Raw genomic sequence first — 26,110 nt, 5'->3', positions numbered from 1 at the left:
GATCGCAAGGAAACAACTGACGACGTTCGCAGATGCGGCTCTTCCGCCGCCTGCTAAGAGCCCCCAATCAGGGCTCCATTCGCCGATGCTGGTGGATGAGATCAACGATGTCACCCTCCGGGGAATAGCCATTGACCGTTTCACGCAGCAACTGGCGTACCCGCGCGTAGTTGCCCTGCTCGACCGCCCTGAGCAAGTCGGCCAGCACCAGCTTGAAACCCTCCCAAGGCATCAGCTCTTCGTTGGCCTTCATGATCATCGGATGCTCGGTGGCACTGACGTCATCGCCGATCAGCAACTCCTCATACAGCTTCTCACCCGGCCGCAGCCCACTGAACTCGATGGAGATATCGCCATGAGGCGTACGCTCCGAGCGCACGCTCAGTCCGGACAGGTGAATCATCCGCTCGGCCAGCTCGAGAATCTTCACCGGCTGCCCCATGTCGAGCACGAACACGTCGCCACCGCATCCCATCGAGCCAGCCTGGATCACCAACTGTGCGGCTTCGGGAATCGTCATGAAGTAGCGGGTGATGTTCGGATGGGTAACCGTCACCGGCCCGCCGCGCTTGATCTGCTCGCGGAACAGCGGAATCACCGAACCGGACGAGCCCAGCACGTTGCCGAAGCGAACCATGGTGAAGCGGGTCTTGTTGACCTGATGCACACCAGACTTGTCACCAAACAGCACCGGCGCCGGCTCCTGGCTCAGAGCCTGCAGGATCATTTCCGCCAACCGCTTTGTGCCACCCATGACATTGGTCGGCCGTACCGCCTTGTCGGTGGAGATCAGCACGAAACTCTGGACCCCGGCCTGCACCGCCACCTGGGCCGTATGCAGAGTGCCGAGTACGTTGTTGAGCACACCTTCGGAAATGTTGTGCTCGACGATCGGCACATGCTTGTAGGCCGCGGCGTGGTAGACGGTGACTACCTTCCAGGTCCGCATGACTTCGAGCAGCCGCTCGGGGCTGCGCACGGATCCCAGGATCGGCACCAGCTGAACCGGCAGGGACTCGCGCTTGATGCGCATATCCAGTTCCTGGTGCACGCGATAGAGGTTGTACTCACTGTGCTCGAACAGGACCAGCACCGTCGGCGAGGAGGCCAGTATCTGGCGGCAGAGCTCCGAGCCTATGGAGCCACCCGCCCCCGTCACCATGACCGCCTGGCCACGGATGCCATGCTCGAACAACTCCTTGCGCGGCTCGACCGCATCCCGCCCGAGCAGGTCGGAGATGTCCACCTCCTGGATATCATCCACGCGCACCCGTCCGTTGGCCAGGTCAATGAAACCCGGAACACTGCGCACGTGCAGCGGATAGGGCTCCAACAAGCCCAGGATTTCACGGCGGCGCGCACGCGAAGCGGACGGAATGGCCAGCAGCACTTCCTGTGCGCCGGTCTCCTCGATCAGTTGCTGGATATGCTTGGGCTTGTACACGCGAAGACCAGCAATAATCCGGTTGGCTATCTCGTCGTCGTCATCGATGAACGCCACCGGGCGCATGGCCCGCCCCAGGCGCAAGGCGGCAACCAACTGGTTACCCGCCGAACCGGCCCCATACACGACCACCTTCGGCAAGCCGTCCTGCTTGTTGAAGAAGGGCACGGCCTGCACGGCACTGTACCAGTCCCCCATGAAGTACTGGCGCATGGCCAGGCGCAGACCGCCCACCATCAGCAGGCTGAGCCACCAGTAATTGAATACCAGAGAACGGGGAACCGCCTCCACGACCGAACGATTCCAGTACACCACCAACGACAGCAATAGCGCAGACAGCGTCACTGCCTTCCAGATGGCGATCAGCGCGTCGTTACCGAGGTAGCGCATCACCGCGCGGTACATGCCGAAACGGATGAACAGCGGAAACGCCACCAAGGGCGCAGCAACGAACAACCAGCTGTGTACGCGCAGCGGATACATCAGGTCCTCTGTCCCCAGGCGGACGATGAACGCCATCCAGAGCGAGAACCAGACCAGAGTGATGTCAGTGGCGACCTGCAAGAGTCGCTTGTACCGTCGCGGAAGCCTCAGCAGGCGTTCTCGGAGCATTGGTGCTTGTCCTTCATCCAGAGCAGGGATAACGCTTCCCCCCGCTACATTGACCACCATTTCCAATGGAGTTCAGCTCACATCCTGATCATCCGGACGACCTGCACCCAGACGAGCCACGACAAGCACCAAAAACTCCGAGCAAAATCAGCCAATTTCGCACCTTCGGCGGTGATACCCAGCCCGCTCGGAGCGCCCCGATAAATCCTCTGTGGCGGGCACTCCGTGCAAAAGTGCGCGCTGGGGGAATTCCATATCAGCCCCCCCTGATCGCCACCGCGCAGATCAATGGAAGCCACATCGTCGCGCTCGCGCCGACCAGCCCGCAACCGAATGCACCTGCCAGGCAGGCACTGATAATCTCCAGACGGGCGATACTATCGATGCCACCCATGAAGTTGTTCAGATCTGGTAGCCCGACCGAGAATATTAAGGCTAGCAGATCTCCCGCCACACTCTGGCCAGATCCCGGAAAGCCAGAAAAAAGCGGTCTTATGGCCGCAACAGGCAATGGCAGCCGCCCTTGCGGGGCGCCCCTCAGAGTGGCGAAATTGGCTTTGGCACCTAGCCCGTAGAGCAGCGATAGCATCGTACTACCGACAGTTCAAGACCGGTCTCCTCGGGCCAACTGCGCTCCCTCCATTTCGTGCCAGGACTGGCCGCAAGACTTCTGCGGGAGGCCGTGATCAAGTCGGCGCGGTACCGCACTCCCCGCCCCACGCACAAACGCGCCTCGATCTGTAAAGCCTGACGCCCTTGGCGTCATCCAGAGTATCGTGCGAACCCCTGCTTAAAGAGGTGCAATAACCGGCCGCAGCGCATTCCAGGCATGGCAACTCGGGCACTGCCAGTGCAGCTCCCGCCCGGCGAAACCGCAGCGACTGCAGCGATAACGCGGCATTGTCCTATACAAGCCGATGATTACTGGGGCAATTTTTTCAATGGCGGACGGATTGACACCCGCCGTGCCAAGCGCCCCCAGGAACTCGCCAACGCCTTGCCAGGACGGGCGCTGCTCGACACGCCGCAACAAACTGTCACGCCAGTGCGTGGAGACATTGTCATCCTCGGTCTCGGCCAGGACTGCCAGGATCAGCGGTGGGACCTCTTCGGACTCCGCCAGGTTGCGCAGGAACTCTCGAATCAGCGGCACACCCAGGCAATCGTAGCGGCGCAACAGCGGCACGATCTCCCCCACGAAAGCCTTGGCGTCCCGTGCCACCTCGCCCATGGTGGCGACGGCCGCGGGATAATCCTGCCGCCAGAGTTCGCAATCCAGGCGCATCAGCAGCGCCCGCACGCAATGGCGATCTACCCGGCGAGCCTCGCGCAGAAGCTCCTGCATTCCGCTGCGGTCACCGCCGCGCCCCTTCTCCTGGGCCAGTTCGCAGTAGTAGTTGGCCAGCGCCGCGATCAGCTCGGGGCGACTGGGCACCAGTCGGGCCGCCAGTTCGATCGCCCGGGACCAGTTTTTCTCCCGCTCACAGATCAATCGTTGTTCGTCGAGCGCTTCCAGCGAAATCGGCTCGCCCTGCAGGTGGACCAACTGGTCCAGCAACTCTTCGGCACTGCCGAGCAAGCCACCGGCGATGAAGTCTCGCGCCAGTTCAAGGCGAACCTGGGAGGCCAGCGAAATATCCTCGCCAGCACGCCCCAGGAGGTCCTGGTGAATATGAATGGCTTTTTCGATGTCACCGCGCCGGCGGAACAGATTGCCAACATGCAGATGGCTTTCCAGCGTTTCCGGACTCAGCACCAGCCCCTGGGAGAGGCTTTCCAGCGCATCGTCGGAGTGGCGCTCCAGCAGGTTGTGCATGCTGTGGATGCGCGAACGCAGGTCATTGCCTTCGCGGGAGACGGGCTGGAAACGCGAACAGCGCCCCATCCACCAGCCGATGGCCAGAGCGCAGAAGAAGAACAGCGTGGCAATGACGCTAGGCATGATCCGTCAGCGACTTGTCACGCAGCGCGTCGTTCTCCTTGCGGAAGCGGGTGATTTCGGAGCGCATGCCGGCCATGCGGACGCGCGCCCTGGCGCGGACAGGAATGCCCATCAGCAGGCCAATCAGCCCGCCCAGGATGAAGGCCAGGGAAACGAACACCACCAGCGGCCATTGCGGCGACTGCCAGCCCAGGAAGGTCAGTTGCGCCGGCTGGAGGTTCTCCAGGACGAAAACCACGACCACGGCGGCCAGTACGACCAGCGCCAGGATGAACAGGAAACGCTTTACCCGAAGCATGGAAACTCCTTCAAAACGGATACCCCGGGGGCTCACTCGGGTTCGTTGACGCGGTCTCGCAGCTCCTTGCCGGGCTTGAAGTGCGGAACGAACTTGCCATCCAGGCGCACGGACTCGCCGGTCTTCGGATTACGGCCGGTGCGCGGGGCGCGATAATGCAACGAGAAACTACCGAAACCCCGGATTTCGATGCGATCCCCCGTCGCCAGAGCCTGGGACATTTGCTCAAGCATGGTCTTGATCGCCAGCTCCACATCCTTTGCGGAAAGCTGCCCCTGATGGGTGACGATTCTCTCGATCAACTCCGACTTGGTCATGGTTTTCCCTTCTTTTTCAAGCGGCTAGATCAGCTCAAGGTTCTTTTAGCATGCTGATCAGACTTTGAACAGCCCGAAGGGAGAGGATGTGATTTACCCCTGCCGGGTCATTATCGGGAATAAAAAATGGCCGACCTCCGGGGGAAGGAGGTCGGCCACGGTCGCACCCAGGAGCGAAAGGGTGCGCAAGGTAAAGCGGGATCAGGCGACGGCGGCGAGCTGGGCCTTGGCCTTGGACAGGCCCTTCTCGGCGAACTCGGCCCCCATGTTCAGGCCCTCGGCATGGATGAAGGTGACGTCGTGGATGCCGACGAAGCCCAGCGCCTGGCGCAGGTAGGGTTCCTGATGGTCCAGCGCACCACCGGCGTAGACGCCGCCGCGGCTGGTCAGCACGAAGGCGCGCTTGCCGGTCAGCAGGCCCTGCGGGCCGGTCTCGGTGTACTTGAAGGTGACTCCGGCACGCAGTACATGGTCCAGCCAGGATTTCAGGGTGCTGGGGATGGCGAAGTTGTACATCGGCGCGGCCAGTACCAGCACGTCGGCGGCTTGCAGTTCGGCGGTCAGCAGGTTGGAACGTTGCAGCGCGGAACGTTCGATCTCGGACTGTTCCAGCTCGGGCTTCATCCAGCCGCCCAGCAGGTTGGCATCCAGGTGCGGCACCTGCTCGACGGCCAGGTCGCGAACCTGGATCTCGTCCGCCGGGTGGGCGGCCTGCCATTGGGCGATGAATTCGCGGGTCAGCTGACGGGATACGGAACCTTGCTGGCGGGCACTGCTTTCGATAACCAGAACGCGGGACATGGATTCGACCTCCATCGGTCAGTGACTTGTCGATGGAGTGAATCCTAGAGATGGATAACTCGATAAAAAAGCGGAAATAATCGCTATTAACTATCGAATAAATTGATTTTCAGCTGAACTGCTTCTAGTCTTGGACGGATAAAGAAGGCTCTCAGGCCGGCGTACAGGTGAGCTTGATGCGCAGCTTGATGACCGAGCGGCTGAAGCTGGTGGCCATGTTCGCGTCCTTGCCCGGCTCCACGGTGGCCTTGCGCACATGGGGTGTTTCCGGCCCGTTGACGAACACGGCGGTGCAGGTCACCGGCTGTTGGCCGTTGTTACGCAGCAGGATCGCCCCCATCCGGTCACCGATGTCCTGGGTGTCATAGCTGACCTCTGTGCCATTGAGCTTCTTCTCGACCTCGATGGGATAAGCCAGGGCGGTCAACGGCAGCAGAGCCAGTACGGCACAGCAGATTTTTTTCATGGCGGTCTCTTGTTGGTTTTCTCCGGACCGCCAGATTAGACAAGAGGAAGCGAGGATGAAAGCGCCCCGCGTTACCCTGGATCAGTGGCGAACCCTGCAAGCCGTGGTCGATCACGGTGGCTTCGCCCAGGCGGCGGAAGCCATGCACCGTTCGCAATCGTCGATCAGCTACACCGTGGCGCGCATGCAGGAACAGCTCGGCGTGCCGCTGCTGCGCATCGACGGACGCAAGGCGGTGCTCACCGAGGCCGGCGAGGTGCTGCTGCGGCGCTCCCGCCAACTGGTGAAATCCGCCGGCCAGCTGGAAGAGCTGGCCCACCACATGGAACAAGGCTGGGAGCCGGAAGTTCGCCTGGTGGTCGATGCCGCCTACCCCACCGTGCGCCTGGTCCGCGCCCTCTCCGCCTTCATGCCGCAAAGCCGCGGTTGCCGCGTGCTGCTGCGCGAGGAAGTGCTCTCCGGCGTGGAAGAAGCCCTGGTGCAGGGCCATGCGGACCTGGCCATCAGCGGCCTGAACATCGCCGGCCACCTGGGCGCCGATCTGAGCGTGGTGGACTTCGTCGCGGTCGCCCACCCCGACCACCCGCTGCACCGCCTGCAGCGCGAGGTCACTCACCAGGATCTGGAAACCCAGATGCAGGTGGTGATCCGCGACTCCGGCCGCCTGCAGCCGCGCGACGTCGGCTGGCTCGGCGCCGAGCAACGCTGGACGGTGGGCAGCCTGGCCACCGCAGCCACCTTCGTCAGCAATGGCCTGGGCTTCGCCTGGCTGCCGCGGCACATGATCGAGCGCGAGCTCAAGGACGGCGTGCTCAAACCGCTGCCGCTGACCCAGGGCGGCGTGCGCGAGAGCCGCTTCTACCTCTACCCGAACAAGGAGAAGCCGCTGGGTCCGGCCACGCAGATTCTCGTCGAGCTACTGACCACCTTTGCCAGCGTCCCGCTGGACGCGCACTTCGCCGCCCCCGAGAGCCCGGCCTGAGGACAGGCCCCAGAGACCAAGCAAGGAGCCCGTCATGCCCTTCTTCGACCACGCCGGCCACCGCCTGCATTATGAGGAAAGCGGATTCGGCACCCCGGTGCTGCTGGTGCACGGCCTCGGCTCCAGCACCCGCGACTGGGAATACCAGGTGCCGGAACTGGAAAAACGCCACCGGGTGATCGCCCTCGACGTGCGCGGCCACGGCCAGTCGGACAAACCGCGGGAACGCTACAGCATCGGCGCCTTCGCCGAAGACGTGATCGCCCTGCTCGACCACTTGCATCTGGGCCGCGTGCATCTGGTGGGCATCAGCATGGGCGGCATGATCGGCTTCGAACTGGCCACCCGCTGGCCGGAACGGCTGAACAGCCTGACCATCGTCAACAGCGCGCCGGAGGTGAAACCCCGAACCCTGCGCGAATACCTGGAAGTGGCGCGCCGCCTGTTCCTCGCCCACGTGCTGGGCCTGGACACCGTGGGCAAGGCGCTGGCCAAGCTGCTGTTCCCCAAGCCCGAACAGGCCGACCTGCGCCAGAAGATCCAGCAGCGCTGGCCGCAGAACGACAAACGCGCTTACCTTTCCAGCCTGCACGCCATCATCGGCTGGGGTGTGCAGGAGCGCCTGGCGCGCATAACCTGTCCCACGCTGGTGATCAGCGCCGACCGCGACTACACACCCGTCTCACTGAAACAGGCCTACGTCGGAAACCTGCCCAACGCTCGCCTGGTGGTGATCGAGGATTCGCGGCACGCTACCCCGCTGGACCAACCGGAACGCTTCAACACCACCCTGCTCGACTTCCTCGAGCAGGTCGACCATCCCTAGAACCTAACGGAAACATCCGCCAAATGACTCTGTTCAAACGCTTCCTGCTCGCTGCCTGCTCCCTGGTCCTGGCCGGTTCCGCCTTCGCCGCCGACGCCAACAAGCCGCACGTGCTGCTGTCCACCACCCAGGGTGAAATCGAAATCGAGCTGTATGCCGACAAGGCCCCCATTTCTGTGAAGAACTACCTGTCCTACGTCGACAGCGGCTTCTACAACGGAACCATCTTCCACCGCGTGATTCCCAACTTCATGATCCAGGGCGGCGGCTTCACCGAAGCCATGAAGGAAAAAGACACCCAGGCACCGATCAAGAACGAAGCCGACAACGGCCTGCTCAACGAGCGCGGCACCCTGGCCATGGCCCGCACCAGTGCAGTGGACTCGGCGACCAGCCAGTTCTTCATCAACCTGACCGGCAACGACTTCCTCAACCACGGCAATCGCGACTTCGGCTACGCCGTGTTCGGCAAGGTCGTACGCGGCATGGGCGTGGTCGACCAGATCGCCCAGGTCCAGACCGGCAGCCACGGCATGTTCCAGGACGTCCCGAAAACCCCGGTCGTCATCCTCTCCGCCAAGCGTCTGTAAGTTTCCACGATTACGGCTGACGGAGGCCCTGTTCAGCGGGTCCAGGACGGACCCGCTACCAACCCGAGAAGAATCATGCTTTACCGTCGTTTCGAACGTCTGATCGACCCCTTCCGCGACGTCCCCGAGCGCATGCCGCCGTCCGACGTCATCCGCTTCTACGTCTATTACCTGCGCCAGGTCTGGCCGGTGTTCCTCGCCCTGCTCTTCGTCGGCCTGATCGTCGCGCTGATCGAAGTCGCGCTGTTCAGCTACCTGGGGCGCATCGTCGACCTCGCGCAAGGCACCGCCCCCACCAACTTCTTCGCCCTGCACGGCCGTGAACTGATCTGGATGGCCGTGGTAGCGCTGGTCCTGCGCCCGCTGTTCAACGGCCTGCACGACATGCTGGTACACCAGAGCATCAACCCCAGCATGACCAACCTGATTCGCTGGCAGAACCACCGCTACGTGCTCAAGCAGAGCCTGGGCTTCTTCCAGAACGACTTCGCCGGGCGCATCGCCCAGCGCATCATGCAGACCGGCAACTCCCTGCGCGACTCCGCCGTGCAGGTGGTGGACGCCATCTGGCACGTGGTCATCTACACCATCAGCGCCCTGGTACTGTTCGCCGAGGCCGACTGGCGCCTGATGATCCCGCTGGTGCTCTGGGTGATCGGCTACGTCGGCGCCCTCGGCTACTTCGTGCCCCAGGTGAAGCGCCGCTCGGTGGCCGCGTCCGATTCCCGCTCGAAACTCATGGGCCGCATCGTCGACGGCTACACCAACATCACCACCCTCAAGCTGTTCGCCCACACCCGCCAGGAAGAGGACTACGCCCGCGAGGCCATCGACGACCAGACCCGCAAGGCCCAGCGCGCCGGGCGCGTGGTGACCTCCATGGACGTCACCATCACCATCTTCAATGGCCTGCTGATCGCCGGCACCACGGGCCTCGCCCTGTGGCTGTGGACCCAGTCGCTGATCTCGGTGGGCGCCATCGCCCTGGCCACCGGCCTGGTCATCCGCATCAACAACATGTCCGGCTGGATCATGTGGGTGGTCGGCGGCATCTTCGAGAACGTCGGCCAGGTGCAGGACGGCATGCAGACCATCGCCCTGCCCCGCCAGGTGATCGACAAACCCGACGCCCGGCCACTGGTGGTAAACCGTGGCGAGGTGCGTTTCGAGCAGGTGTCGTTCAGCTACGGCAAGGGCGGCGGCCTGATCGACGGCCTCGACCTGGTGGTGCGCCCCGGCGAGAAGATCGGCCTGGTCGGCCCCTCCGGCGCCGGCAAGTCCACCCTGGTCAACCTGCTACTGCGCCTGTATGACCTGGAAGGCGGGCGCATCCTGATCGACGACCAGGACATCGCCGGGGTGACCCAGGAAAGCCTGCGCGCGCAGATCGGCATGGTCACCCAGGACACTTCGCTGCTGCACCGTTCGATCCGTTCCAACCTGCTCTACGGTCGCCCGGATGCCGGCGAGAACGAACTGCAGGACGCCATCCAGAAGGCTCGCGCTTCGGAGTTCATCCCGCAGCTGAGCGATGCCGAAGGGCGCACCGGCCTCGACGCCCACGTCGGCGAGCGCGGCGTGAAGCTCTCCGGCGGCCAGCGCCAGCGCATCGCGATCACCCGCGTGCTGCTCAAGGATGCGCCGATCCTGATCCTCGACGAGGCCACCTCGGCGCTGGACTCGGAAGTGGAAGCGGCGATCCAGGAAAGCCTGGAGACCCTGATGCAGGGTAAGACGGTGATCGCCATCGCTCACCGCCTGTCCACCATCGCGCGCATGGATCGCCTGGTGGTGCTAGAGCACGGGCGCATCGTCGAGAGCGGCAGCCATGCCGAGTTGCTGGCCCATGGCGGGCTGTACGCGCGGTTGTGGCGGCACCAGACGGGTGGGTTCGTCGGGGTGGATTGAGTCGCGAGCCGTTCGCGACTCTGCTCGGCGCCGGAACTCCCCTGTAGGAGCGCCCCATGGGCGCTATCGCGGGCATGGCCCGCTCCTACGGTTACCTGGAGCTGCGGCTCTCGTAGGAGCGGAGCTTCTCCGCGATCACCGCGAGAGCGGTGCCTGCCCTAAACACCGGCCTATCGGCCGGATCGCGGATAAAATCCGCTCCTACGAAAAGCCATCCCCATAAAAAAGCCCGGCGCAAGGCCGGGCACGTCCAGATCAGGACAGCTCAGTGTGTGTCCAGCAGCGCCAGCGCCTCGCGGCTCAGGCGTTCGACCGTGGCCCAGTCGCCGCTGTCGATGGCGGCCTTGGGCAGCATCCAGCTGCCGCCCACGCACATCACGTTGGCCAGCCGGTAGTAGTCATTCAGGTTGTCCGGGCCTACGCCGCCGGTGGGGCAGAACCGCACCTCCGGGAACGGCCCGCCGAAGGCCTTGAGCGCTTCCACGCCGCCGCAGACCTTGGCCGGGAACAGCTTGAAGCGGCGCAGCCCATGGCGGTACGCGGCCATGATTTCCGACGCGGTGGCCACACCTGGCAGCAGCGGCACAGGGCGGCCAACGGCGTATTGCAGCAACTCGTCGGTGCAGCCCGGCGTGACGATGAACTTCGCCCCCGCCTCTTCCGCCTGGCGGAAGGTCTGCGGATCGAGCACGGTGCCGGCGCCGACCAGCAGCTCCGGGCGTTGTTCGCTCAACTGGCGGATCGCGGTGAGCCCCAGCGACGTCCGCAACGTGACTTCCAGGACGGTGATCCCGCCAGCGGCAAGGGCATCCGCCATGGGCAGGATGTCCGCCTCGCGGTCGATGGTGATCACCGGCAGGATGCGTGCACGCTGCGCCAGGGCATCGATCTGCTGGATGTGTTGTTCAGACATTGCGGTAACTCCGTGCCTCAGGGGCACCAGTGGATCGAAAGAGGCGCGCGCAGGAACGCGTTGACCGGCATGCGCAGGTCGTCGTTGTCACTGAGCGCCTGGCTCAGGGTGGCCAGCTTGGCCTCGCCCTGGATCGCCAGGATCTGCATCCGCGCGCCCTGCAGCACGGCGCGGGTCAGGGTCAGGCGCTGACGGGGCACGCTCGGTGCCCACATCGGCAGGCAGCGGCGCGTGCTCGCGGGGTCCAGCGCTTCGGCCAGCCCTGGGCTGCCGGGGAACAACGACGCCGTGTGGCCATCGTCGCCCATGCCCAGCACCAGCACGTCGATGGGCAGGCTCAGCTCATGCAGGAATCGGTCAGCCTTGTCCGCCGCCTCGTCCAGCGAGGCCGCCGGCTGATAGAGACCGATGAAGTGCGCCCTGGCCGCCGCGCCCTTGAGCAGATGACGGCGCAGCAGGCCGGCGTTGCTGTCCGGGTGCGATTCGGGCACCCAGCGCTCGTCGGCCAGGCTGACGGACACCTTCGACCAGTCCAGCTCGGCGCCGCTCAGCGCTTCGAGGAAGGCCACCGGGCTGCGCCCGCCGGACACCACCAGCAGCGCGTGACCACGCGCGTTCAGCGCCTCGCGCAGGGCATCGGCTACCGCTTCGGCCAGGCCGAGAGCCTGCTCGGCGGCGTTGTTCCAGGTCGTCCAGGCCATGCCTTCAGCCAGTTTCGGTTCAGTGATCGCCATACCAGTCCCTCCCGTCGCGCGCGATCAGGGCAACAGCCGCCTGCGGTCCCCAACTGCCCGCCGGGTACGGCTTGGGCTGTTCGCCCAGACGTCCCCAGCCGGCGATCAGGTGGTCACACCATTTCCAGGCGAATTCCACCTCGTCCTTGCGTACGAACAGGTACTGATTGCCTTGCATGACTTCCAGCAGCAGTCGCTCGTAGGCATCCGGCGTACGGGCGGTGTGGAAGGTCTCGGAGAAATTCAGTTGCAGCGGGCCGGTGCGCAGTTGCATGCCCTTGCCCAGGCCCTGGTCCTTGGTCATCACCTGCAGGGAAATGCCCTCGTCCGGCTGCAGGCGGATGATCAGGCGGTTGCTGATCAGCGAGCGCTGCTCCGGGGCGAAGATGTAGTGCGGCGGTTCCTTGAAGTGGATGACGATCTGCGACAGCTTCTGCGGCATGCGCTTGCCCGTGCGCAGGTAGAACGGCACGCCGGACCAGCGCCAGTTGCGGATGTCCACGCGCAGCGCGACGAAGGTCTCGGCATCGCTGTTGGGGTTGGCGTTCTCCTCGGCGAGGTAGCCGGGCACCGCCTTGCCGTCGATGAAACCGGCGGTGTACTGCCCGCGCACCACGCGGGTGGCCAGCTGCTCCGGCGCGATGGGCTCTAGCGCGCGCAGCACCTTCACCTTCTCGTCGCGGATGCTGTCGGCGGTCAGGTCAGCCGGCGGGTCCATGGCGATCAGGCAGAGCAGCTGCAGCAAATGGTTCTGCACCATGTCGCGCAGTTGGCCGGCCTTGTCGAAGTAGCCCCAGCGGCCTTCGATCCCGACCTTCTCGGCCACGGTGATTTCCACGTGGGAAATGTTGTTCTGGTTCCACTGGGTCTCGAACAGGCTGTTGGCGAAGCGCAGTGCAATGAGGTTCTGCACCGTCTCCTTGCCCAGGTAGTGGTCGATCCGGTAGATGCGGTTTTCCGGGAAGAAGCGCGCTACCGCGTCGTTCACCGCGCGGGACGACTCCAGGTCGTGGCCGATGGGCTTCTCCAGCACCACCCGGGTGCGCTCGGCGAGGCCGACGGCAGCGAGGTTCTCGCAGATACCACCGAACACCGAAGCGGCGGTGGCGAAGTAGGCCACCAGGGTTCGTTCCTCACCGACCTGTTCGGCCAGCGCCGCATAGGAACCGGCATCGAGGAAATCCATGTTCAGGTGAGTCAGGCGTGCGCGAAAGCGCGTCCACACCGATTCATCCCACTCCTTCGCCGGCACCGCCAGGCGCAGGCGTTGTTCGACGATGGCCAGCGGGGCTTCGCCTGCGCCCTCATCACGGGCCAGGGTGAGAATACGGGTATCGCCGTGCAGCAGGCTCTCGCGATCGAGCTGGTACAGCGCGGGGAGCAGCTTGCGCAGGGCGAGATCACCCAGTGCGCCGAACAGCGCCAGGGTGCAGGGCAGAACGCGGACATCAGGCATTTGTTGTTACCAACCAAATTTTGAACGATAGTTAGCCTTCCACGCCGGCATTAAGACAAATATGTAGTAATTAAACAACATATTTTTGCCGTTTCGCGCCGTTGTTGGTCGCCTGCCGGCCTGACGTTAGGATAGCGCCGCTGGCCGCCCCTACCCGGCCAACCGTCGATTGCCCAAGGAGCACGGATGAAAAACCTGCTGGAGCAGATCCAGAGCCGTCTGGAACAGCTGAACAAGGCCGAGCGCAAGGTCGCCGAAGTGATACTGCGCGACCCGCAGCAGGCCACGCGCTTCAGCATCGCCGCGCTGGCCCAGGCGTCCAGCGTCAGCGAACCGACGGTGAACCGCTTCTGCCGCTCCTTCGGCATGAGCGGCTATCCGGAACTGAAGATCCAGCTGGCCCAGAGCCTGGCCAGCGGCGCGGCCTTCGTCGCCCAGGCAGTGGCCGAGAACGACGGGCCCGAGGCCTACACGCGGAAGATCTTCAGCAGCACCATTGCCTCGCTGGACAGCGCCTACAAACTGCTCGACCCGAAGGTGATCGACCGCGCCGTGGACCTGCTGATCCAGGCCCGGCAGATCCACTTCTTCGGGCTCGGCGCGTCAAGCTCGGTGGCGCTGGACGCGCAGCACAAGTTCTTCCGCTTCAACCTGGCGGTGTCGGCCCACAGCGACGTGCTGATGCAACGGATGATCGCCTCGGTGGCGCACACCGGCGACCTGTTCGTGGTGATTTCCTACACCGGCCGCACCCGCGAGCTGGTGGAGGTGGCGCACCTGGCGCGGCAGAACGGCGCCTCGGTGCTCGGCCTGACCGCCGCCGATTCGCCGCTGGCCCGTGCCAGCACCCTGAGCCTGGACATCCCGCTGCCGGAAGACACCGACATCTACATGCCGATGACCTCGCGGATCATCCAGCTCACCGTGCTCGACGTGCTCGCCACCGGCGTGACCCTGCGCCGCGGCGTGGATTTCCAGCCGCACCTGCGGCGGATCAAGGAGAGCCTGGTGCCGACGCGCTACCAGCTCGATGAGGAAGATTGAGGGAAATGCAGCTTTCGTAGGAGCGGAGCTTCTCCGCGATGCTCTAGTGCAAGGCTGAACGATTCGCGGACAAGGTCCGCTACGAGCCCCCTGCGACCGAGCAGCCCACTCCTACACCAGCAGGATCAAAAGTGGAGTCGGCCACCGCTTTTTGTAGGAGCGAGCTTGCTCGCGAACAGCCCTAGCCTCAGAGCCGCCGGGAAATCGGTTCGCGAGCAAGCTCGCTCCTACAGCCCGGCCCATCCACGAAGCTCAGACGATCAGACCAACCCGGCCCGCAGGTTCAGCAGCATCCGCTCGCCCTGCGCCAGGATCAGCCCACCCGCGCGATAGCCGGCAGCGCCGATACACAGGAAACGATCCGCCTCGGCCGCCGCCACCTGCTCCACCACGCGGCTGCCGGGGTGCCAGATGACGCTGCCTGCGCCGACGTTCTTGTCGATGCGCAGGCGACGCTGCCAACCGGCATCTTCCAGCACCAGAGCGCCCGTGTTGTAGAGCACCTGCTTGACCGCCCCGCGCGGAGCCCAGGTATTGGGCAGGCCGCTGGCCTTGCCGTCCAGCTCCATGCCGTGGACCATCGAGCGGCGCAGCGAGCCCACGCGCCAGTATGGCTGCAGGGCAAAGCTGAACAGGCAGTCGCTGTCGTCTTCGTGATAGCTGGAGAGTTCGATATCCAGGTCCTGGCCCAGGCGCGCCTCCAGGCGCACGTGCCAGTCCTCGACGTCCAGTTGCCAGCTGACCACCACCTTGCTGTCGTCAGCCCAGGCATCGAGCATCCTCCACTCGCGCTGGCGCGCCCAGCCGTGCTGAGGCCAGTCGGGCTCGACCGGGTGGCTGCCGAACCAGGGCCAGCAGACCGGGATGCCGCCACGGATGGGCGCCGTGCTCAGGCTCGGCCACTGGCTGGAACACCACAGCAGCGGGCGCGCGCCGCGGGGCTGGAAGTGCAGCAATTGCGCGCCCTGGCGGCTGAATACCGCCTGGCACTGCGGATGATCGATCAGCAGCAGGTCGCGACGCTGGAAGCGCACCCAGTCGAAGGGGCGCTTGGCCCGCATGGAATGAAAAAAGCGCTGCAGCGGATGCTCGAGCATTATCCGGATGTCCTGATCCAATCCCTGCCCGGACACTCCGGGGCGTAAAGAGGCTGTAGTTTCACTACATTCGATGAAAGGCGGCGATTCTACCCGCAAAGCCTAGTCACGCGCAGCGTCCACGCCAACGAAAAGCTCTCCGCACCGCCCGTTCAGCTCAGGACTTGGCCCTCAGAGCCTGCTCTAACGCCACACCGGCACCGAACAGGCCCGGATGCTCTGCCATCATCACCCACACCGGTACCTGCTCCAGGTATGGCCCGCTGGTCTTGCCGCGTGCCGCGAAGGCTGCGGCGAAACCGCTGCGCTGGAAGCGTTCGAGGAAGCGCGGAACGATACCGCCGGTGATGTACACACCACCCAGCGCTCCCACCGTCAGCGCCGCGTTGCCGGCGACCCGCGCCAGCCACAGGAAGAAATGTTCGAGCACCGCGTCGGCGTAGGCATCGCCGCTCATGGCGCGTTCACCGATCTGCGCCGCAGTGGCGCATTGCGGCTCGACGCCATCGATCTGGCAACTCATGCGGTAGAGGTTTTCCAGGCCGCTGCCGGATAGCACGCGCTCGGCCGAAACATGCCCGTACTTCTCGCGCAGCAATTGCCAGAGAGCGAAATCCCGCTCGGAGGTCACCGGCAGGTCGACGTGCCCGCCCTCGCAGGGCAACACCTCCCAACCGCCGGCCGGCAGCGGCATCAGGCTGGCGACGCCCAGGCCGGTGCCGGGGCCGATGATCAGTTTCGCCCGGCCCTCCAGCGCGTTGCCGGGGCGCACCTGCACCAGGTGCTCTTCCGAGAGTCGCGACGCCGCCCAGGCCATGGTGCTGAAGTCATTGACCAGCAGCAGATGCCTCAGGCCCAGTGCGGCGCGAAAGGCGTCGCGCTTGATCACCCAGTGATTGTTGGTGAAGCGGAAGTCGCCAGCGCCCACCGGCCCGGCGCAGGCCAGGCAGACGTTGTGGATGGCGGAGAGTGGCTGGCCGATGCGCTGCAGGTAGTCGCGTACCGCGTCTTCCGGACGCTGGTAGTCGGCGCAGGCCAGGACCTGGATGGATTCGAGGACTTCACCGCGCCACAGGGCGAAGCGGGCATTGGTGCCACCAATGTCGCCGACCAGGGCGAAAGCATTCTGGGCGTTGCTGGAATTCATGGCGAGCTCGGCCTGGAAGTTGTGAGAAAGGGCTCATGCCAGCATAGGACATCGACCCGGGCCCACCCGCGCGACGGTCACTCCATCGCGCGGGCGCGCGTCTCAGATCGAGCCGTTGAGTTCGGCGGTGAAGCTGCAGGCCCCCTGCTCCGCCGGGCTGAAGGCCTGGCGCATGAAGGCGAAGAGCTCCCGGCCCATGCCAAGGTTATCGATGACCGGGGTTTCCACCAGCGGACGGGCCTCCCATTCCGCCGCGTCCACCAGCACGCGCAGCTCGCCGGTGGTGCCGTCGACGCGCACCACGTCGCCGTCGCGCAGCTTGGCCAGCGGGCCGCCGTTGAGCGCCTCCGGGGACACGTGGATCGCCGCCGGCACCTTGCCGGACGCGCCGGACATGCGCCCGTCGGTCACCAGCGCCACCTTGAAGCCACGGTCCTGCAACACGCCAAGGAAGGGCGTGAGCTTGTGCAGTTCCGGCATACCGTTGGCGCGCGGGCCCTGGAAGCGCACCACGGCGACCAGGTCGCGCTCCAGCTCGCCAGCCTTGAAGGCCGCGGCCAGACTCGACTGGTCGTGGAAGATACGCACCGGCGCCTCGACGATCTGGTGCTCCAGCGCCACGGCGGACACCTTCATCACGCCACGGCCGAGGTTGCCTTCCATCAGGCGTAGGCCGCCTTCGGGGGAGAACGGCTTGTCGATGGGGCGCAGGATGTTCTCGTCCAGGCTCGCCGCCGGACCTTCGCGCCAGACCAGCTTGCCGTCTTCGAGGAAAGGCTCCTGCACGTAACGGCGCAGGCCCTTGCCGACCACGGTCTGCACGTCTTCATGCAGCAGGCCCCCATCGAGCAGCTGGCGGATCAGGAAGGACATGCCGCCCGCCGCCTGGAAGTGGTTGATGTCGGCCTGGCCGTTGGGATAGATGCGCGCCAGGGTCGGCACCACCTCGGAGAGATCGGCCATATCCTGCCAGGTCAGCTGGATGCCAGCGGCCTGGGCGATGGCCAACAGGTGCAGGGTGTGGTTGGTCGAGCCACCGGTGGCCAGCAGCGCCACCACGGAGTTGACCATGGCCTTCTCGTCGACGATCTCCGCCATGGGCACGAACTGGCCGTTTTCCGGCGTCAGGCGCGCGGCCTGGCGGGCGGCTTCGCGGGTCAGCTCGTCGCGCAGCGGGGTGTTCGGGTTGACGAAGGAAGCGCCCGGCAGGTGCAGGCCCATCACTTCCACCAGCAGCTGGTTGGTGTTGGCGGTGCCGTAGAAGGTGCAGGTGCCCGGCGCGTGATAGGAAGCCATTTCCGAGGCCAGCAGCTCCTCGCGGGTCGCCTTGCCTTCGGCGAACAGCTGGCGCACCGCGGCCTTCTCCTTGTTGGAGATGCCGGTGGGCATGGGGCCGGCGGGCACGAACACCACCGGCAGGTGGCCGAAGCGCAGCGAGCCGATCAGCAGGCCGGGGACGATCTTGTCGCACACGCCCAGGCACAGCGCGGCGTCGAACATGTTGTGGGACAGCGCGATGGCGGTGCCCATGGCGATCACATCGCGGCTGGCCAGGGACAGCTCCATCCCCGGCTCGCCCTGGGTGACGCCGTCGCACATGGCCGGCACGCCGCCGGCGAACTGGCCGACCGAGCCGATCTGCCGCAGGGCGTCCTTGATCAGCTCCGGGAAGCGTTCCAGCGGCTGGTGCGCGGAGAGCATGTCGTTGTAGGCGGAGACGATGGCGACGTTGGCCTGGTTCATCAGCCGCAGCGCCTGTTTGTCCGACTCGCCGCAGGCCGCGACGCCGTGGGCGAGGTTGCCGCAGGGCAGCGTGCCGCGATGCGGGCCCTTGGTGGCGGCTGCCTTGACCAGATCAAGGTAGCGCTGTCGCGTGGCCGCGCTACGAGCCTGGATGCGCTGGGTGACTTCGAGCACGCGAGGGTGCATGGCAGCATTCTCCTACAGACTATCAGTTGTTGTTTTTACAACATAATCTTCGAATAAAGCGTGATTACTTTTCTTCGAAGCGGAAATTTAATGTTTTTTACCACAACAAAAGAAAAGAGACGACATCCATGACTATACGCCTGGCGAGCAATGGATTCGGCCGCATCGGTCGGAACGTACTCCGCGCGCTCTACTTGGGGCCGTATCGGGACTGAGGTTCTTCGGCCGCCGGAGCTTGCTCGCGAACAGCCAGAGCACAATAGCAACGGCGCATAACGCTTCGCGTTATGCGCCCCACGCACTAGAATCCGCCGTCCACCTGCATCCGCCGCCCCCCATGCTCGCCCTCAAGCTCACCCTGGTTCCGCTGTTCCTGCTGCTGATCTCGCTCTCCGGCCGCTGGTGGGGGCCCGCCGTCGCCGGCTGCCTCGCCACCCTGCCCGCCATCACCGGGCCGATCCTCTACCTGATCACAATCGAGCACGGCCGCGACTTCGGCGCCCAGGCCGCGTTGCTCGCGCTGGCGGCGATCTTCGCCTCGGAGGCGTTCAACTTCACCTACGCCTGGACCTGCCGGCGCCACACGTGGCCGCTGGCGCTGAGCGGCGCGATGCTGGCCTGGCTGGTCGCCGCCTGGGGGCTGACGCAACTGCCGGTCCTGCCCGCCTGGGCACTGGGCGCTGCGGCGTTGGGCACGCTGACCAGCCAGTTGTTCATGCCGCGCGCGGAACTGCCGGCCGTCATCTCGCCCATCGGACGCTTCGAGCTGGGCCTGCGCATGTTTGCCGGTGCCGTGCTGACGCTCTCCGTCACCGCCCTCGCCGGCTGGGCCGGGCCGAGTTGGAGCGGCCTGCTGGCGGTGTTCCCGCTGCTCTCCATCGTGCTCTGCGTATCGTCCCAGCGACTCAATGGCTCAGGCTTCGTCATCGTCCTGCTGCGCGGCATGGTGACCGGACGGCCGGCCTTCGGCGCCTTCTGCCTGTGGCTGGCGTTGCGCCTGCCGGAGGTCGATACCCTGCAGAGCTTCGCCGAAGCGGCGCTGCTGTCGGTGCTGGTGCAAGGCGCGTTGCGCTGGATGATCGGGCGCCGGGCCAGAAAGCTGGCGAACCCGGCGGCCTGAAAAAGAAAAACGCCACGGCTCGATGAGCCGTGGCGTTTTCGTTTGAAGCGCGAGTGACGTTCAGAGCAGCGTGAAGCTCTGCTCCTTCACATTGTCCGAATCCAGGCCGACATAGACCTTGAACTCGCCCGGTTCAGAGGCGTAGCGCAGCTGGCTGTCGTAGAAGCGCAGGTCTTCCTCGCGGATCGGGAACTGCACCACTTTCGACTCGCCCGGCTGCAGCATGATCTTGCTGAAGCCCTTGAGCTCCTTCACCGGACGGCTGATCGAAGCGGCGACGTCGCGCAGGTAGAGCTGCACGGTGGTTTCGCCGGCAACCTTACCGGTGTTCTTCACGGTCACGCTGGCGGTCAACTGGTCGCCCTTCTTCAGCTTGCTGCCTGACATCTTCACGTCCGAGACGCTGAAGTCGGTGTAGCTCAGGCCATAGCCGAAGGGATACAGCGGGCCGTTCTGCGAATCGAAGTAGCGCGAGGTGTACTTGTTCGGGTGCTCGTGGTCGAACGGGCGGCCGGTGTTCAGGTGGTTGTAGTAGATCGGCACCTGGCCCACCGAACGCGGGAAGGTCATGCTCAGCTTGCCGGCCGGGTTGTAGTCGCCGAACAGCACGTCGGCGATGGCGTTGCCACCTTCGGTACCGCTGAACCAGGTTTCCAGGATGGCGTCGGCATTGGCGCTTTCCCAGCGCAGGTCCAGCGGGCGGCCGTTCATCAGCACCAGCACCAGCGGCTTGCCAGTGGCCTTGAGCGCCTTGAGCAGCTCGACCTGGCTCTGCGCGATGTGCAGGTTGGTCTTGCTCGACGCCTCGTGGGCCATGCCCTGGGCCTCGCCGACCACGGCCACCACCACGTCGGCCTGCTGGGCCTTGGCCACGGCCTCGTCGATCATCTCTCTCGGGCTGCGGGAGTCGACGCTGACGTCCTCGTTGTACTCGTTGAGGTACTTGATGATCTCCGCATCGTCGGTGACGTTGGCACCCTTGGCATAGAGCAGCGCAGCCTTGCCGCGGGTCGCGGTGCCCATGCCCTGGAGCACGGTCACCGCCTGGAAGGCCTTGCCGGCGGCGGACCAGCTGCCCATCACGTCGCGCTTGCTGTCGGCCAGCGGGCCGACCAGGGCGATCACGCCGTCACGCTTGAGCGGCAGCACGCCGTTCTGGTTCTTCAGCAGGACCATGCCCTTGCGCGCGATCTCGCGGGCGTCGGCGCGGTGCAGGCGCTCCTCGGCGTCGGTATCCACCGGGTCCTTGCCCTGCAGGTAGCGGTACGGGTCCTGGAACAGGCCCATGTCCCACTTGGCGGCGAGCACGTCACGGCAGGCGCGGTCGATCTCGGCCTGGCTGATCAGCCCGGCCTTGAGCAGCTCGGGCATGTGCTTGCCGTAGAGATCGTCGTTCATGTTCATTTCGACGCCGGCGTTGATCGCCAGGCGGGTGGCGTCGCGCTCGTTGGCGGCCACGCCGTGCTTGATCAGCTCGCCCACCGCGCCGTGGTCGCTGAGGGTCAGGCCCTTGTAGCCCCACTGGCCGCGCAGCAAGTCCTGCAGCAGCCACTTGTTGGCGGTGGCGGGCACGCCGTTGATGCTGTTCAGCGAGACCATCACCGCACCGGCGCCGGCATCGATGGCCGCACGGTACGGCGGCAGGTAGTCCTGGAACATGCGCTGCGGGCTCATGTCCACGGTGTTGTAGTCGCGGCCGCCTTCGCCGGCGCCATACAGGGCGAAGTGCTTGACCCCGGCCATGATGGTTTCCGGCTGGTCCAGGCCCTTGCCCTGGTAGCCCTTGACCACGGCGGCGGCGACCTTGCTGGTCAGCCAGGCGTCTTCGCCGAAGCCTTCGGAGACACGGCCCCAGCGCGGGTCGCGGGCGATGTCGACGGTGGGCGAATAGGTCAGGTTGAGGCCGTCGGCGCTGGCCTCGATGGCCGAGACGCGGGCGCTGCGCTCGATGGAGGCAAGGTCCCAGCTCGCCGCCAGGCCCAGGCCGATGGGGAACACGGTGCGATGGCCGTGGACCACGTCATAGGCGAAGAACAGCGGGATCTTCAGCCGGCTCTTCATCGCCGCATCCTGCAGGTCGCGAATGCCCGGACGCACCACGGTGTTGAACACCGCGCCGGTGGTGCCGGCGGCGATCTCTTCCAGCAGCACCGGCTTGGGATGGTCGGGACCGACGCTGACCAGGCGCAGCTGGCCGATCTTCTCTTCCTGTGTCATGCGCTGCATCAGGCTGTCGATGAAGGCATCCTTCGACTGACCAGGCAGCGGCACGGCGGGTGCGGCGGCGGGCGCCTGGGCGGCGGAAAGCGAAGCGCTATTGAGGCCCAGCAGAAGGCCGAGCCAGCAGATACGGCTGATTGGAGTTGTTTTCATATGGGTACTCAGCAGCCTGCGCGAAGCGCCGGGCCACTGTGGATTGTTATCGAGGGTCGTCGAAGGGACGGGGATTCCGGCGGCTCCCCCGGGTGTCGCCGCCAGCGCCGTTCGAACGCGGCACATAAGGTCGTCGCGCCGAAGGCGGAAGTCAATCACCGAACGGCTGGAAACCGCCGGTGAAAAGATGGGAAGCAGGACCTCAATGGTCGCGATTGCGCGCGTTGAACTCCATTTCCTCGAGCATCGCCTCGCGCAGGGCACGCTCCTCGTCCCACTCCTCTTCGGCCTCGGCAACCGGCGGCGTGGCGGCCGGCGCGGGCTCAGGTGCCGCGGGCTCGTCAGTGTCTTCCGGCGCCGAGTCCTGCGGCGGGACCTCAGGCAAGCCGAACACGCCGCTGAAGTCGGCATCGACGCCATTGTCCTCGGCATCCGCCGGGGGCAGGTCGATGAGGTCGTCGAAGTCGGTCTTCAGGCCCTGCTCCATTTCGTCCAGCTCGGCGAGCAGGCTGCGGAAGCTGGTCTCCTCCGGCTTTTCCTCCGGCGGCGCGGGCTCCGGTTCCTCTCCGGCATCGCGCAGCGCCTGGTCGGCCAGCGCCTGCAACGACGGTGGAACGTAGTCCTCGTCGTACTCCTCGGGCCCCGGCAGGCTGACCGTCGGCGCCATGTCCTCGAGGATCGGCTGCGGCTCGGGCTCCATCAGCTTCAGCTCGGCCAGCGGCGGCAGTTCTTCCAGGCTCTTCAGGTTGAAGTAGTCGAGGAAGGTCCGGGTGGTGGCGAGCATGGCCGGGCGACCGGGGACTTCGCGGTAGCCGACGATGCGGATCCACTCGCGCTCCATCAGTGTCTTGACGATCTGGGTGTTCACCGCGACGCCACGGATTTCCTCGATCTCGCCCCGGGTGATCGGCTGGCGGTAGGCGATCAGCGCCAGGGTCTCCAGCAGCGCACGGGAATAGCGCTGCGGGCGCTCTTCCCAGAGGCGGCCGACCCAGGGAGCGAGCTTCTCGCGAACCTGCAGGCGGTAGCCGGTGGCCACTTCCTTGAGCTCGAAGGCCCGACCGGCGCAGGACAGCGACAGCACCGCCAGCGCATCGCGGAACTGCTGCGGCTCGGGCCGTTCGACCTCCTCGAACAGCTCACCGAGGCGCTCCAGCGACAGCGGCTTGCCGGCCGCCAGGAGGATGCCTTCGAGCAGGGTCGCCAGTTCTTTGGGGTCGGACAGGTTCATCGAGTCGCTCAGTGGGTCAGCCGAAACGGGTGAAGGCCGGGTGATAGGCCACCTCGCCGCGCACCGCCTGGGCCTGCGCCGTCAGGCGCAAGCATTGGCAGTACGGGGCGGGAATGCCGGGGAATACCAGGGTGTCGTCGGCAACGAAGCCGAAGCGCGCATAGTAAGCCGGATCGCCCACCAGCACACAGCCGGCCACACCTTCAGCGCGCAGCTGCTCCAGGCAGGACTGCGCCAGTGCGGCGCCGATGCCGGCCTTCTGCCGGGCCGGCAGCACCGCCAGCGGCCCCAGGCCCAGCCAGCCGATGGACTGACCGTCGATGGTCACCGCCGAGGCGGCCAGGTAGCCAACCACTTCGCCGGCGTCTTCGGCCACCAGCGCCAGGCTGAGTGCGCCTTCCTCGCGCAGGGCCCGCACCAGCAGATGCTCGGTCTGCCGGCTGTGCGGATGGTCGGCGAAGGCCGCGCGCAGCAGCGCGTCGATGGCGGCGTGGTCGCCAGGTTGCTCAGAGCGAATCTTCAAGTTCATCGAGTGTTGGCTCCGGAGGCTCCGCCTCCTCGGGTTCGAAGGCGCCCTCACCTTCGTCCTGTGCGGCTTCGGCGGCGGGCGCACCTTCCGTGGTCTCGGTCCGGGCGCGCACATGGATCGGCGCGAAGGCTGCGTTCTGCACCAGTTCCACCAATTGCTCCTTTACCAGCTCCAGAACGGCCATGAAGGTCACCACCACGCCAAGCTTGCCCTCTTCGACCCGGAACAGGCTGATGAAGGGCACGAAGCCCTCGCCCTTCAGGCGTTCGAGGATTTCGCTCATGCGCTCGCGGGTGGAGAGCATCTCGCGGGTGACCTGGTGGCTCTCGAACAGGTCGGCGCGGCGCAGCACCTCGGCCATGCACAGCATCAGCTCCTGCATGTCGACGTCGGGCAGCAGCTTGCGCGCCCGTGCGTCAGGCGCGGCAACGCTGGGCAGGATGATGTCGCGGCCCAGGCGCGGCAGGGTGTCGAGGTCCTCGGCGGCCTTCTTGAAGCGCTCGTACTCCTGCAGGCGGCGGATCAGCTCGGCGCGCGGGTCATCCTCTTCTTCCTCGGCCTCGGCCGAGCGCGGCAGCAGCATGCGCGACTTGATCTCGGCGAGCATGGCGGCCATCACCAGGTACTCGGCGGCCAGTTCCAGGCGCACCGATTTCATCAGCTCGACATAACCCATGTACTGGCGGGTGATTTCCGCCACCGGGATGTCGAGGATGTTGATGTTCTGCTTGCGGATCAGGTAGAGCAGCAGGTCGAGCGGGCCTTCGAAGGCTTCGAGGAAGACTTCCAGGGCGTCCGGCGGGATGTACAGGTCCTGCGGCAGCTCGGTCAGGGCCTCGCCGTAGACCAGCGCCAACTGTACCGGTGCGCGGTATTCGGTGGCGCTGGAAGGATCGTCCGGCTCGGTCAGGTCACTCATCGGCCACTCGTCAGGCTCTTGGGGGAGATATGGGCGGCATTATCCCTGCTTTTGCCGGCCGTGGGTGGGGGAAATGGCGGAAGGGATGGGGGGATGGACGTACCGGCGTACAACCGCGAACGGTTGTACGCCCTACGGTCGCCGCTCAGCGATACGACAACCCCATGGCATGCCGCACCTCCACCAGCGTCTCGCGGGCAGTTTCGCGGGCGTGCTCGGCGCCCTCGGCGAGGATGCTGCGCACCAGTTCGGGGTTGTCCTCGTAGTCCAGCGCGCGCTCCTGGATCGGCGCCAGTTCCTGCTGGATCGCCTCGATCAGCGGCCGCTTGCAGTCCAGGCAGCCAATGCCGGCACTGCGGCAGCCTTCCTGCACCCACTGCTGGCAACCGGAGTCGGAATAGATCAGATGCCACTGCCACACCGGGCAAAGATCCGGATTACCGGGATCGTTACGGTGCACCCGCGCGGGGTCGGTGGGCATCCGCGCGATCTTTTCCTCCACCTCCGCCGGGCTGTCGCGCAGGGCGATGGTGTTGCCGTGGGACTTGGACATCTTGTGGCCATCCAGCCCCGGCATCTTCGGTTCATGACTGACCAGGGTCTGGGGTTCGGGCAACAGCAGCCGGCTGCTGCCTTCCAGGTAGCCGAACAGTCGCTCGCGGTCGCCCAGGGTCAGGCTCTGCTGCTCCTTGAGCAGCGCCCGCGCGGTTTCCAGTGCTTCGCTATCCCCCTGCTCCTGCCAGGTGCGGCGCAGGCTGGAGTAGAGCTTGCCGGTCTTCTTGCCCAGGCGGCCGATGGCGGTCTGCACCCGCTCCTCGAAGTCATCCTCGCCGCCGTACAGGTGGTTGAAGCGGCGGGCGATCTCACGGCTGAACTCGACGTGGGCGAACTGATCGGAGCCTACCGGCACCCAGCCGGCGCGGTAGATCAGGATGTCTGCCGCCTGCAGCAGCGGATAGCCGAGGAAGCCGTAGGTGGAGAGGTCCTTGTGGCTGAGCTTTTCCTGCAGTTCCTTGTAGGTCGGCACCCGCTCCAGCCAGGACAGCGGACAGATCATCGACAGCAGCAGGTGCAGTTCGGCGTGCTCGGGCACCTGGGACTGGATGAACATCGTCGCCGCGCTGGGGCTGACGCCCACGGCCAGCCAGTCGATGGCCATGTCACGCACATGCTGGCGGATGCTTTCGGTCTCGTCGTACTCGGTGGTCAGGGCATGCCAGTCGACGATGGAGAAGAAACACTCATATTCGTGCTGCAGCTTCACCCAGTTCTGCAGCACGCCGTGGTAATGCCCCAGGTGCAGGCGCCCGGTGGGGCGCATGCCGGACAGCACGCGGCGTTGGGAATCGACGCTGGCCAAAGATCAACCTCGCGGAGTCATCGGACGAAGTGCGCAGTATAGGCGCAGGGTCCGTTCAGGAACTGCTGCGCG

General features: G+C 65.4%; 23 protein-coding genes and 1 pseudogene. 7 read left to right on the top strand and 17 right to left on the bottom strand.

The window, feature by feature from the left end; all coding sequences use genetic code 11:
• Positions 1-67: 67 nt before the first annotated feature.
• From J5M67_RS05345 to J5M67_RS05320, 6 genes are all read right to left on the bottom strand, one after another.
• Entirely contained in the window at positions 68-2,056 is a 1,989-nt protein-coding gene (locus J5M67_RS05345) for a nucleoside-diphosphate sugar epimerase/dehydratase (RefSeq protein ID WP_207884273.1), read from the bottom strand.
• A gap of 790 nt (positions 2,057-2,846) precedes the next feature.
• A complete protein-coding gene (locus J5M67_RS05340) occupies positions 2,847-3,998 on the bottom strand; it encodes a tetratricopeptide repeat protein (protein ID WP_207884270.1) in 1,152 nt (383 codons plus the stop codon).
• Positions 3,991-4,296: a lipopolysaccharide assembly protein LapA domain-containing protein gene (locus J5M67_RS05335; RefSeq protein ID WP_207884263.1), complete on the bottom strand. Its 306-nt coding sequence runs from the start codon at positions 4,294-4,296 to the stop codon at positions 3,991-3,993. The genes J5M67_RS05340 and J5M67_RS05335 overlap by 8 nt, the downstream gene beginning before the upstream one ends.
• A gap of 32 nt (positions 4,297-4,328) precedes the next feature.
• The gene (ihfB, locus tag J5M67_RS05330; protein ID WP_015478091.1) at positions 4,329-4,613 is read right to left on the bottom strand and encodes an integration host factor subunit beta; all 285 of its coding nucleotides are present in this window, start codon (positions 4,611-4,613) and stop codon (positions 4,329-4,331) included.
• Positions 4,614-4,814: 201 nt separating this feature from the next.
• Positions 4,815-5,414, bottom strand: a complete 600-nt coding sequence (locus J5M67_RS05325) for an FMN-dependent NADH-azoreductase (protein ID WP_207884261.1) — start codon at positions 5,412-5,414, stop codon at positions 4,815-4,817.
• Between the two features lie 151 nt (positions 5,415-5,565).
• On the bottom strand, positions 5,566-5,880 hold the full coding sequence (locus J5M67_RS05320) for a 3-phosphoglycerate kinase (protein WP_207884258.1): 315 nt from the start codon (positions 5,878-5,880) through the stop codon (positions 5,566-5,568).
• 55 nt (positions 5,881-5,935) lie between these two features.
• On the opposite strand from J5M67_RS05320, the gene J5M67_RS05315 reads away from it, so the two are divergent.
• The 4 genes from J5M67_RS05315 (at position 5,936) to J5M67_RS05300 (ending at position 10,186) form a co-directional block, all read left to right on the top strand.
• On the top strand, positions 5,936-6,862 hold the full coding sequence (locus J5M67_RS05315) for a LysR family transcriptional regulator (protein ID WP_207884256.1): 927 nt from the start codon (positions 5,936-5,938) through the stop codon (positions 6,860-6,862).
• Positions 6,863-6,896: 34 nt separating this feature from the next.
• Entirely contained in the window at positions 6,897-7,688 is a 792-nt protein-coding gene (locus J5M67_RS05310) for an alpha/beta fold hydrolase (protein WP_207884254.1), read from the top strand.
• A 29-nt stretch (positions 7,689-7,717) separates the two neighbouring features.
• Complete coding sequence (locus tag J5M67_RS05305; RefSeq protein WP_243434525.1) at positions 7,718-8,278, top strand: peptidylprolyl isomerase; 561 nt, start codon at positions 7,718-7,720, stop codon at positions 8,276-8,278.
• Between the two features lie 75 nt (positions 8,279-8,353).
• Positions 8,354-10,186, top strand: a complete 1,833-nt coding sequence (locus J5M67_RS05300; RefSeq protein WP_207884250.1) for an ABC transporter ATP-binding protein — start codon at positions 8,354-8,356, stop codon at positions 10,184-10,186.
• Positions 10,187-10,451: 265 nt separating this feature from the next.
• Here the strand turns inward: J5M67_RS05300 and J5M67_RS05295 are convergent, their stop codons facing one another.
• The 3 genes from J5M67_RS05295 to zwf are packed head-to-tail and all read right to left on the bottom strand — an operon-like array spanning position 10,452 to position 13,289.
• The gene (locus tag J5M67_RS05295; protein WP_207884248.1) at positions 10,452-11,099 is read right to left on the bottom strand and encodes a bifunctional 4-hydroxy-2-oxoglutarate aldolase/2-dehydro-3-deoxy-phosphogluconate aldolase; all 648 of its coding nucleotides are present in this window, start codon (positions 11,097-11,099) and stop codon (positions 10,452-10,454) included.
• Positions 11,100-11,116: 17 nt separating this feature from the next.
• Positions 11,117-11,833, bottom strand: a complete 717-nt coding sequence (pgl, locus tag J5M67_RS05290) for a 6-phosphogluconolactonase (RefSeq protein ID WP_207884246.1) — start codon at positions 11,831-11,833, stop codon at positions 11,117-11,119.
• Complete coding sequence (zwf, locus tag J5M67_RS05285) at positions 11,820-13,289, bottom strand: glucose-6-phosphate dehydrogenase (protein WP_207884244.1); 1,470 nt, start codon at positions 13,287-13,289, stop codon at positions 11,820-11,822. The genes pgl and zwf overlap by 14 nt, the downstream gene beginning before the upstream one ends.
• 186 nt (positions 13,290-13,475) lie before the next feature.
• Between zwf and J5M67_RS05280 the strand changes: the two genes are divergently transcribed.
• The gene (locus tag J5M67_RS05280; protein ID WP_207884242.1) at positions 13,476-14,333 is read left to right on the top strand and encodes a MurR/RpiR family transcriptional regulator; all 858 of its coding nucleotides are present in this window, start codon (positions 13,476-13,478) and stop codon (positions 14,331-14,333) included.
• A gap of 260 nt (positions 14,334-14,593) precedes the next feature.
• On the opposite strand, the gene J5M67_RS05275 is transcribed toward J5M67_RS05280, so the two are convergent.
• The 3 genes from J5M67_RS05275 to edd form a co-directional block, all read right to left on the bottom strand.
• A complete protein-coding gene (locus tag J5M67_RS05275) occupies positions 14,594-15,430 on the bottom strand; it encodes a D-hexose-6-phosphate mutarotase (protein WP_207884240.1) in 837 nt (278 codons plus the stop codon).
• A gap of 157 nt (positions 15,431-15,587) precedes the next feature.
• Positions 15,588-16,577, bottom strand: coding sequence for a glucokinase (locus J5M67_RS05270; protein WP_207884238.1), 990 nt, complete (start codon positions 16,575-16,577; stop codon positions 15,588-15,590).
• A 102-nt stretch (positions 16,578-16,679) separates the two neighbouring features.
• Positions 16,680-18,506: a phosphogluconate dehydratase gene (edd, locus tag J5M67_RS05265; protein WP_207884236.1), complete on the bottom strand. Its 1,827-nt coding sequence runs from the start codon at positions 18,504-18,506 to the stop codon at positions 16,680-16,682.
• A 128-nt stretch (positions 18,507-18,634) separates the two neighbouring features.
• On the opposite strand from edd, the pseudogene J5M67_RS29545 reads away from it, so the two are divergent.
• Both J5M67_RS29545 and J5M67_RS05260 read left to right on the top strand, forming a co-directional pair.
• Positions 18,635-18,715 (top strand): annotated as a pseudogene (locus tag J5M67_RS29545) (hypothetical protein); the annotation flags it as partial.
• A 128-nt stretch (positions 18,716-18,843) separates the two neighbouring features.
• Positions 18,844-19,626, top strand: coding sequence for a hypothetical protein (locus J5M67_RS05260; RefSeq protein ID WP_207884234.1), 783 nt, complete (start codon positions 18,844-18,846; stop codon positions 19,624-19,626).
• 60 nt (positions 19,627-19,686) lie between these two features.
• On the opposite strand, the gene bglX is transcribed toward J5M67_RS05260, so the two are convergent.
• From bglX to J5M67_RS05235, 5 genes are all read right to left on the bottom strand, one after another.
• Positions 19,687-21,984 (bottom strand): beta-glucosidase BglX, encoded by a 2,298-nt coding sequence (bglX, locus tag J5M67_RS05255; RefSeq protein ID WP_368735921.1) that lies wholly within the window; start codon positions 21,982-21,984, stop codon positions 19,687-19,689.
• A 217-nt stretch (positions 21,985-22,201) separates the two neighbouring features.
• A complete protein-coding gene (gene scpB, locus J5M67_RS05250; protein ID WP_207884232.1) occupies positions 22,202-23,230 on the bottom strand; it encodes an SMC-Scp complex subunit ScpB in 1,029 nt (342 codons plus the stop codon).
• A 16-nt stretch (positions 23,231-23,246) separates the two neighbouring features.
• Positions 23,247-23,759: a GNAT family N-acetyltransferase gene (locus tag J5M67_RS05245; protein WP_207884228.1), complete on the bottom strand. Its 513-nt coding sequence runs from the start codon at positions 23,757-23,759 to the stop codon at positions 23,247-23,249.
• The gene (locus J5M67_RS05240; RefSeq protein ID WP_243434524.1) at positions 23,737-24,549 is read right to left on the bottom strand and encodes a ScpA family protein; all 813 of its coding nucleotides are present in this window, start codon (positions 24,547-24,549) and stop codon (positions 23,737-23,739) included. Before J5M67_RS05240 ends, J5M67_RS05245 begins: the two co-directional genes overlap by 23 nt.
• 274 nt (positions 24,550-24,823) lie before the next feature.
• Positions 24,824-26,038, bottom strand: a complete 1,215-nt coding sequence (locus J5M67_RS05235; protein ID WP_207884224.1) for a tryptophan--tRNA ligase — start codon at positions 26,036-26,038, stop codon at positions 24,824-24,826.
• Positions 26,039-26,110: the final 72 nt, after the last annotated feature.

This window comes from Pseudomonas sp. 30_B, assembly GCF_017491605.1.
In the GTDB taxonomy this organism is placed as follows: domain Bacteria; phylum Pseudomonadota; class Gammaproteobacteria; order Pseudomonadales; family Pseudomonadaceae; genus Pseudomonas.
Note: the sequence above shows the minus strand (reverse complement) of the source record. Positions and strands in the feature narration are given on the sequence as shown.

Coding starts and splice junctions, on each gene's coding strand:
- J5M67_RS05280 (WP_207884242.1), top strand. CDS start 13,476: ATGAAAAACCTGCTGGAGCAGATCCAGAGCCGTCTGGAACAGCTGAAC.
- J5M67_RS05295 (WP_207884248.1), bottom strand. CDS start 11,099: ATGTCTGAACAACACATCCAGCAGATCGATGCCCTGGCGCAGCGTGCA.
- J5M67_RS05270 (WP_207884238.1), bottom strand. CDS start 16,577: ATGAATTCCAGCAACGCCCAGAATGCTTTCGCCCTGGTCGGCGACATT.
- J5M67_RS05275 (WP_207884240.1), bottom strand. CDS start 15,430: ATGCTCGAGCATCCGCTGCAGCGCTTTTTTCATTCCATGCGGGCCAAG.
- J5M67_RS05345 (WP_207884273.1), bottom strand. CDS start 2,056: ATGCTCCGAGAACGCCTGCTGAGGCTTCCGCGACGGTACAAGCGACTC.
- ihfB (WP_015478091.1), bottom strand. CDS start 4,613: ATGACCAAGTCGGAGTTGATCGAGAGAATCGTCACCCATCAGGGGCAG.
- J5M67_RS05315 (WP_207884256.1), top strand. CDS start 5,936: ATGAAAGCGCCCCGCGTTACCCTGGATCAGTGGCGAACCCTGCAAGCC.
- scpB (WP_207884232.1), bottom strand. CDS start 23,230: ATGAACCTGTCCGACCCCAAAGAACTGGCGACCCTGCTCGAAGGCATC.
- zwf (WP_207884244.1), bottom strand. CDS start 13,289: ATGCCTGATGTCCGCGTTCTGCCCTGCACCCTGGCGCTGTTCGGCGCA.
- J5M67_RS05320 (WP_207884258.1), bottom strand. CDS start 5,880: ATGAAAAAAATCTGCTGTGCCGTACTGGCTCTGCTGCCGTTGACCGCC.
- J5M67_RS05260 (WP_207884234.1), top strand. CDS start 18,844: ATGCTCGCCCTCAAGCTCACCCTGGTTCCGCTGTTCCTGCTGCTGATC.
- J5M67_RS05325 (WP_207884261.1), bottom strand. CDS start 5,414: ATGTCCCGCGTTCTGGTTATCGAAAGCAGTGCCCGCCAGCAAGGTTCC.
- J5M67_RS05245 (WP_207884228.1), bottom strand. CDS start 23,759: ATGAACTTGAAGATTCGCTCTGAGCAACCTGGCGACCACGCCGCCATC.
- J5M67_RS05310 (WP_207884254.1), top strand. CDS start 6,897: ATGCCCTTCTTCGACCACGCCGGCCACCGCCTGCATTATGAGGAAAGC.
- edd (WP_207884236.1), bottom strand. CDS start 18,506: ATGCACCCTCGCGTGCTCGAAGTCACCCAGCGCATCCAGGCTCGTAGC.
- pgl (WP_207884246.1), bottom strand. CDS start 11,833: ATGGCGATCACTGAACCGAAACTGGCTGAAGGCATGGCCTGGACGACC.
- J5M67_RS05340 (WP_207884270.1), bottom strand. CDS start 3,998: ATGCCTAGCGTCATTGCCACGCTGTTCTTCTTCTGCGCTCTGGCCATC.
- J5M67_RS05300 (WP_207884250.1), top strand. CDS start 8,354: ATGCTTTACCGTCGTTTCGAACGTCTGATCGACCCCTTCCGCGACGTC.
- J5M67_RS05335 (WP_207884263.1), bottom strand. CDS start 4,296: ATGCTTCGGGTAAAGCGTTTCCTGTTCATCCTGGCGCTGGTCGTACTG.